Annotated in this window: 6 protein-coding genes; 3 read left to right on the top strand and 3 right to left on the bottom strand. The window is 44.2% G+C overall.

What is annotated here, in order from left to right; all coding sequences use genetic code 11:
• Window positions 1–341 (bottom strand): SCP2 domain-containing protein (locus AB4653_RS19020; protein WP_372105007.1); only part of this gene is annotated, 341 nt, incomplete at its 3' end.
• Between the two features lie 257 nt (window positions 342–598).
• Here AB4653_RS19020 and AB4653_RS19015 point away from each other — a divergent pair.
• The 3 genes from AB4653_RS19015 to AB4653_RS19005 all read left to right on the top strand — a co-directional run bounded on the left by AB4653_RS19015 (window position 599) and on the right by AB4653_RS19005 (window position 4,716).
• Window positions 599–2,638 (top strand): bifunctional diguanylate cyclase/phosphodiesterase, encoded by a 2,040-nt coding sequence (locus AB4653_RS19015; RefSeq protein ID WP_009847532.1) that lies wholly within the window; start codon window positions 599–601, stop codon window positions 2,636–2,638.
• A 167-nt stretch (window positions 2,639–2,805) separates the two neighbouring features.
• Window positions 2,806–3,819, top strand: a complete 1,014-nt coding sequence (locus tag AB4653_RS19010; RefSeq protein WP_009847533.1) for a peptidase U32 family protein — start codon at window positions 2,806–2,808, stop codon at window positions 3,817–3,819.
• Window positions 3,820–3,837: 18 nt separating this feature from the next.
• Window positions 3,838–4,716: a U32 family peptidase gene (locus AB4653_RS19005; RefSeq protein WP_009847534.1), complete on the top strand. Its 879-nt coding sequence runs from the start codon at window positions 3,838–3,840 to the stop codon at window positions 4,714–4,716.
• 84 nt (window positions 4,717–4,800) lie between these two features.
• Here AB4653_RS19005 and AB4653_RS19000 read toward each other — a convergent pair whose 3' ends face one another.
• Both AB4653_RS19000 and AB4653_RS18995 read right to left on the bottom strand, forming a co-directional pair.
• Window positions 4,801–6,138 carry an MATE family efflux transporter gene (locus tag AB4653_RS19000; RefSeq protein ID WP_009847535.1) on the bottom strand — a complete coding sequence of 446 codons (1,338 nt, stop codon included), beginning with the start codon at window positions 6,136–6,138 and terminating at the stop codon, window positions 4,801–4,803.
• A gap of 89 nt (window positions 6,139–6,227) precedes the next feature.
• Window positions 6,228–6,635 carry a MarR family winged helix-turn-helix transcriptional regulator gene (locus AB4653_RS18995; protein WP_009847536.1) on the bottom strand — a complete coding sequence of 136 codons (408 nt, stop codon included), beginning with the start codon at window positions 6,633–6,635 and terminating at the stop codon, window positions 6,228–6,230.
• Window positions 6,636–6,745 lie beyond the last annotated feature (110 nt).

The raw sequence follows: 6,745 nt of genomic DNA, 5'->3' as shown, positions 1-6,745 counted from the left end.
TGGAAGAAAAGCGTATCTGGGTCTTCTTTTCGCCCAGCAATCAACACGAGATCATTTAGATTGCCACTAAAACTCACATCTTCATTGACCTCTTTATCAGCGACAACTAGTTGCTCATTTTTGTAGCTAATACACCAACTTAACCCCATATCTTTTATTGAAACTTTAAGCCACTTGTCTTCTAAGAACTCAAAATCACCATCCTCTAAAGCCTCCTTGAATACATTTTTCAATGCTTCTAATAAGGCTTTTTTTTGTACTGATTTTGGTAATAACTGGACTGGAGATCGCAAAATTGATGCGGCATTTTGAACTAGTTGAGTGCGTATCTTGTTTATCACGTGACTTATCCGTAACTTTGTCAATAATATAGAAAGCATCATAGATGATGTTGAGATCTCAGTTACTGTTATGTATCAAATTAATTCAGTTTGATGCTCGACCTTTAATATATTGATAATCACAGTTATAGTAACTCTGGTCATGAAAATCACAGCGAATCGCTGCACTCACAAGTAAACATCGATAGCTGAACAAAAAGCAATCAATGTTTATCGATAGTGAATATTCAAGCTCTTGGAGAATTGGTAGTACTTTGATGCCTCCCCAGCAACTACAACATTGGTTTACACAGCTTACTGCAAACAGCCCGTTCTTTTTTGCGGTACTTGATGCTCAACATAACTATTTTATGGTGAATGAGCGTTACTGTGATATTGCTGGTTTAAGTAAAACAGAGCTTGTAGGCATGAATGACCGCCAAACCTTGGGCGAGCAATTCTATCAACACCTAAAGCCTTACTATGAGCGTGCATTCAATGGCGAAACGATTGAGGCCGAAATCACCCTAAACGAAACGGCTTTAGACACTAGCCTTCATTTCAGCCTATCTCCGCTTACCAATGGTAAAAAGACTGAATACATCATCTTTCACGCCTTCGATACATCTGAAAACCAAGTACTTGTCCGTTCTTTAGAAGAGTCTGAAGCGAAATTCCACAAGCTATCTCACCTGCTCCCAGACGGATTGCTATTAGTTGAAAACGACTACATTCTGTCTTCGAACCCTGCAGCTGCGCGCTTACTTGGTTTTAACTCCACCACAGAATTGATTGGCGAAGAGTTAGGCCGATTATTTATCGATGAACAAACCAAAACAGTCTTTAATAATGACCTCAGCTCCATTATTTCTGAGTCTGGCTTGGTTTGTTTAACGGGTGCTCGATGTGGCTTTGAACGTAAAGTTCAGTTAAATATCGACTCGACGGTCATTCTTGGAAGCAGTACCCAACTCGTACTTATTCAAGACGCTCAAGAAACAACAAAACAATACACCCCCGCTAACAGTGAAGATGCCTACATCGATACACTGACTAAGCTCTACAACCGACTTGGGTTTACCAAAAGCCTTGAGCAGTTCATTCACAACAAGACCCCTGTTGTGATGCTCTACTTAGACATCGATAACTTCAAAAATATCAATGACTCACTTGGCCACCACATCGGTGATAAAGTGATTAAAGAGGTCGCATCTCGCTTAAAACGACAACTGCCTCGTCAAGCTATTATTGGCCATTTAGGCGGTGATGAATTTGGTATTATTCTACCTGAGCCTGAACACCCACGAACACCTGAAATACTCTCTGAAAAGATCATATCTCTGATCAACCAACCCTTCGATCTCCACCATTTTAGCAAGCGTTTAGCCTGCTCGATTGGTAGTGTGAGCTTTCCTCACGATGGCAGTGACGCACGTATCTTGCTACAGAATGCTGACACCGCAATGTATGAAGCTAAGGATCGTGGACGCAACCGCCTGATCAAGTTCAACGAACAGATGAACAAAGAAGCGCGAATGCGACTGTGGCTTGAGATAGAACTGCAAAAAGCACTGCAACAGAACGGGCTTGAGGTTTGGTACCAACCAAAAGTAAATGCGCGTGACTTCACCATTAACGGAGCAGAAGCTCTGGTACGTTGGAAACACCCCGTAGAAGGTTATATTAGCCCTGCCGCATTTATTCCTGTAGCGGAACGAGCTGGCCTTATTGAACAACTTGGTCGTGTGGTAATGCGCGAAGTATTTGCCACGGTGAAACGTTGGAAGATGCAAGGTATTTTACCTGGTCGCGTCGCGATCAACCTTTCACCAGAGCAGTTTGGTAATCCAAAATTGATTGATTTCATGGAGAAGTTGCTGCGTTCTACTGAGCTAGATCCAAGTGCGATTACCTTTGAGCTTACAGAAAGTGCCGTAATGAGTGATAGTGAGCACACGCTTCAAATGCTGAACGCGATTAAGAGACTTGGCTTTGCGTTATCCATCGATGACTTTGGTACGGGTTACTCTTCTCTATCTTACCTTGCTCGCTTTCCGATTGATGAGCTTAAAATTGACCGGGCTTTTATCTCAGATATCGATACCTTACCAAAGCAAATTACCGTAATTGAAAACATCATCAACCTTGGGAAATCTCTCGATTTAACCGTGGTTGCAGAGGGTGTCGAAACCAGTGAGCAAGCAACCCTGCTGTCTAACCTCAACTGTGGTTCAATTCAAGGTTTCCACTTCTATCGCCCTCAACCAAAACAAGAGGTTGAAGAACTGTTCGCCCAAAACCGTCGTCACAAGAATTAATTAAACACGCCCTCCAACACCAAGCTAAAGCGTAAATTCGCCATTCGTCAGTACCTCAAATGGGGTAAAAGCAGATTTATCCATCTAAACCTGCCTTACATCAATTCCGTCATTCATAATTCTTCATAAAATACTCGCTTCAATTTTATTCTATTGGTAGTGAGCAAATGGAACTCTTATGCCCAGCGGGTAACTTACCTGCTTTGAAAACCGCTATTGATTGCGGTGCGGATGCTGTCTATATCGGATTCAAAGACGATACGAATGCCCGACACTTCGCAGGACTTAACTTTGCGGGTAAAAAGCTCGATCGTGCTGTGCAGTATGTGCATGACCGCAACAAGAAAATTCACGTTGCCTTAAATACTTTTGCTCACCCAAACGGCTTCGAACGCTGGACTAACGCTGTAGATAACGCCGCCGCACTAGGCGTTGATGCGCTGATCATCGCTGACATTGCGGTGCTCGAGTACGCTGCAAATAAATATCCAGAACTAGAGCTGCACTTATCAGTACAAGCATCTGCGACCAATGCAGCCGCTATCGACTTCTATCATAAAAATTTCAACGTTAAGCGTGTGGTATTGCCGCGCGTATTGTCGATCCATCAGGTCAAACAGCTTTCTCGTAACATCACTTCTGACGTTGACCTCGAAGTATTCGCTTTTGGTAGCTTATGTATCATGGCAGAAGGCCGTTGCTACCTCTCTTCATACATGACGGGTGAATCGCCAAATACGGTTGGGGCATGTTCTCCAGCAAAATACGTTCGCTGGCAAGAAACGGATGGCGGACTTGAATCTCGCTTGAACGAAATCCTTATCGACAAGTATGAAGCAGGTGAGAACGCAGGTTACCCAACGCTATGTAAAGGCCGATTTGAAGCAGAAGTAGATGGTGAGCGAAAGCGTTATCACGCACTTGAAGAGCCAACTAGCCTTAACACACTATCTATGTTGCCTGAGCTTTTCGCCGCGAATGTTGCTTCTGTGAAGATTGAAGGTCGCCAACGTAGCCCTGCTTATGTCGAGCAAGTCACTCGCACTTGGCGCGCAGCCATCGATCGCTACTTAGCGAACCCTGAACAATACCAAGTGGAACAAGCTTGGAATGCGACACTGGCGAATGTATCTGAAGGTACACAAACCACGCTTGGCGCTTACCACCGTAAATGGCAATAGAGCCAAATGGAGAACTCAATGAAATACGCATTAGGCCCTCTACTTTATTTTTGGCCAAAACAAGATGTTGAAAGCTTCTATGAGCAAGCAAAATCAAGCTCTGCCGACATCATCTACCTCGGTGAAGCGGTGTGCTCAAAGCGCCGTGAGATGAAAGCAAAACACTGGATGGACATAGCAAAAGAGCTGTCTGATTCAGGTAAGCAAGTGGTACTTTCAACCATGGCATTGCTAGAAGCCCCAAGCGAAGTCAACATCATGAAGAAGTACATTGATAACGGTGACTTCGCCATTGAAGCCAATGATGTATCTGCGATTCAACTGGCAAGTGAAAGTAAGGTGCCTTTTGTTGTTGGCCCTGCGGTGAACACCTACAATGCACGCACTCTGAACCTGTTCTTGAAACAAGGTATGACGCGTTGGTGTATGCCCGTTGAGCTTTCTCGCGAGTGGCTAAGCAACGTAATGAAACAGTGCGAAGAGCTTAATATTCGTAATAAGTTCGAAGTAGAAGTGTTTAGCCATGGCTACTTACCTCTTGCTTACTCTGCACGTTGCTTTACAGCCCGAGCAGAGAACAAAGCCAAAGACGATTGCGAAACCTGCTGCATCAAATACCCAACAGGTCTACAGGTCGAAAGCCAAGAAGGCCAATCGGTATTTAACCTTAATGGTATCCAGACGCAATCAGGTTACTGCTACAACCTAGTCAATGATCTACCGAGCATGCATGACTTGGTCGATGTCGTTCGCCTGAGTCCATTGGGTATCGACACTTTCTCTGAAATCAATAACTTCAGAGCGAACGAGCAAGGTCAAAAACCAATGAAGATTGAAAGCCGCCAGTGCAATGGCTACTGGCATCAGCTTGCGGGTTTAGACGTTAAAAACATCTAGTTTCTAGAGTTAAACCCATCAGCCACAGAGACAAAAAGGTCTAGCATTCGCTAGACCTTTTTAATTCTACTTAAGAAATACGACCTATGCCGCCGCTGTATTCATCGGTGAGACATCGAGCTTCTTTACATCTTTGTAGAGCATCACCATCACCACCACGCTTAGCGCAATATTAGACAGTGGGTACGCAACCCAGATCCCCGGCACACCGTACAACTTAGGCATAATGTACAAGAAAGGTAACTGGATAAGCATATTACCTAGCATGACAAACATCGCTTTACTGCCTTTGTTGACCGCCTGATAGTAAGCACCCGCTACCACTAAGAAGCCATCAAGCGCCAGTGCAAACATGTGCAATCGAATACCCAACACGGTGTACTCAACTAGCTGAGGTTCATCTGAGTTAAAGACTGACACAAACTCTCGTGGGAACGCGTTCAGAAGCAGCACGAACGCCACACCAATCAATACCGAACTCATCATCGCAATCTTAAGTAGCTTACGGATATTCGCTTGGTTACGCGCACCATGGTTATAACTCACCAATGGTTGCATGCCGTTGGCGATACCTTCAGCCGTGAGATAATAAACCGTCACTATGTAGCCCAAAATCGCGTAAGCACCAATCATCAACTGGTCGCCATATTGAGAGAACAACGCATTGTGCAGCGCAACCATCATCGAACCGTAAGCGTACATAAAGAAGCTTGATGTACCAATGGCAAAGATTTGTGGAATCACATCAAGCTTCAGTCTCAGTTCATTCCAACGCAAGCGCAGGTTTGCTCGACGTGAGAAGAAGTAAGCTAACCCCAAACCTGTTACTACAAACTGAGCAATCGCGGTTGCCAATGCAGCACCCTTCAACTCCCAACCAAGCTGAGCAATAAACAGATAATCCAGAGCTATATTGATCACCGCACCGACAATCATCAGTATGGTGGCCAAGTTCGGGCTGTCATCGTTACGCAGTAAAAACGGCATCGCGATCGAACCTAGCGTGAAGACACTCGCGCCAATCAGAATGTGTAAGTATTGTAGGCCAAGTTCATACACTCTCCCTTCTGCGCCCTGCCAAAGCAAGAAGTTATCAGCAAACAAAAACAGCAATGCAGAAACAATAGGTGTTATCGCCAACAACAAGGTTAAACCTGTTGCTAAGATCTCCTTAGCGCCTTGAGTATCTTTTTCACCTTGGCGAATCGAGACAAGCGCACCTGTACCTACACCCACCAACATACCAATACCGAGAATCGAACCAATCACAGGCCACGCAACATTGATACCTGCAAGTCCATCAGCCCCCACATAGCGGCCAATGAAGATGCCATCCACCACTTGGTAAAGGCCATTAACCAACATGGCAGCCACAGTAGGGATTGTGTATCGCCAAAACTGACGACTAATTGAGTTACTCATTTCTTACTCTACTTTCATCTGTGAGTCGCATATCAACAAGATATGACTCGAAAAATTAGTTAACAAGGCTAACTAAATATCTAAATTATTTACTTCAAAGCTTTATTTAATAATAGGTTTAGCTGCTGAGACTCTTGCTCAGACAAACGACTTTCCAATATCTGTGCCATGACCTGATAGATCTTACTTTCTTCTTCTAAGCCGACTTCAGCTTTGCTGGTCAATACGACCAACTTAGACCTCGCATCTTCGAGCGAAGCTTTACGCTCAACAAGCCCCTTTCTCTCTAGTCTCTGAACCATAGTGGTTGCTGAAGGCTTGGTCACCTGCATCTCAATCGCAAGATCAGTCAATCGAATCGGTTCAGGAGAAGATTGAATGACCTTCAAATAGTCATACTCATTGAAGCTCAATTGGCAAATAGGATCTTCATTTACCTGAGTTCGCCATATCTTAGAGGCGAAGCGCTCAATCTTTTCTAAATTCTGGTTCAGCATACTCACCTAATCAAGAATGGCATTTAGTTAGCAAGGCTAACTATTTTAGTGTTGTTTAAATAAAAAGCAATCAAAAACGAGCCCCCCCCCCCCCACCACCTGTTTATAAA

The organism is Vibrio sp. 10N.222.48.A3 (assembly GCF_041475345.1).
GTDB classification, from domain to species: domain Bacteria; phylum Pseudomonadota; class Gammaproteobacteria; order Enterobacterales; family Vibrionaceae; genus Vibrio; species Vibrio tasmaniensis_A.
Note: the sequence above shows the minus strand (reverse complement) of the source record. Positions and strands in the feature narration are given on the sequence as shown.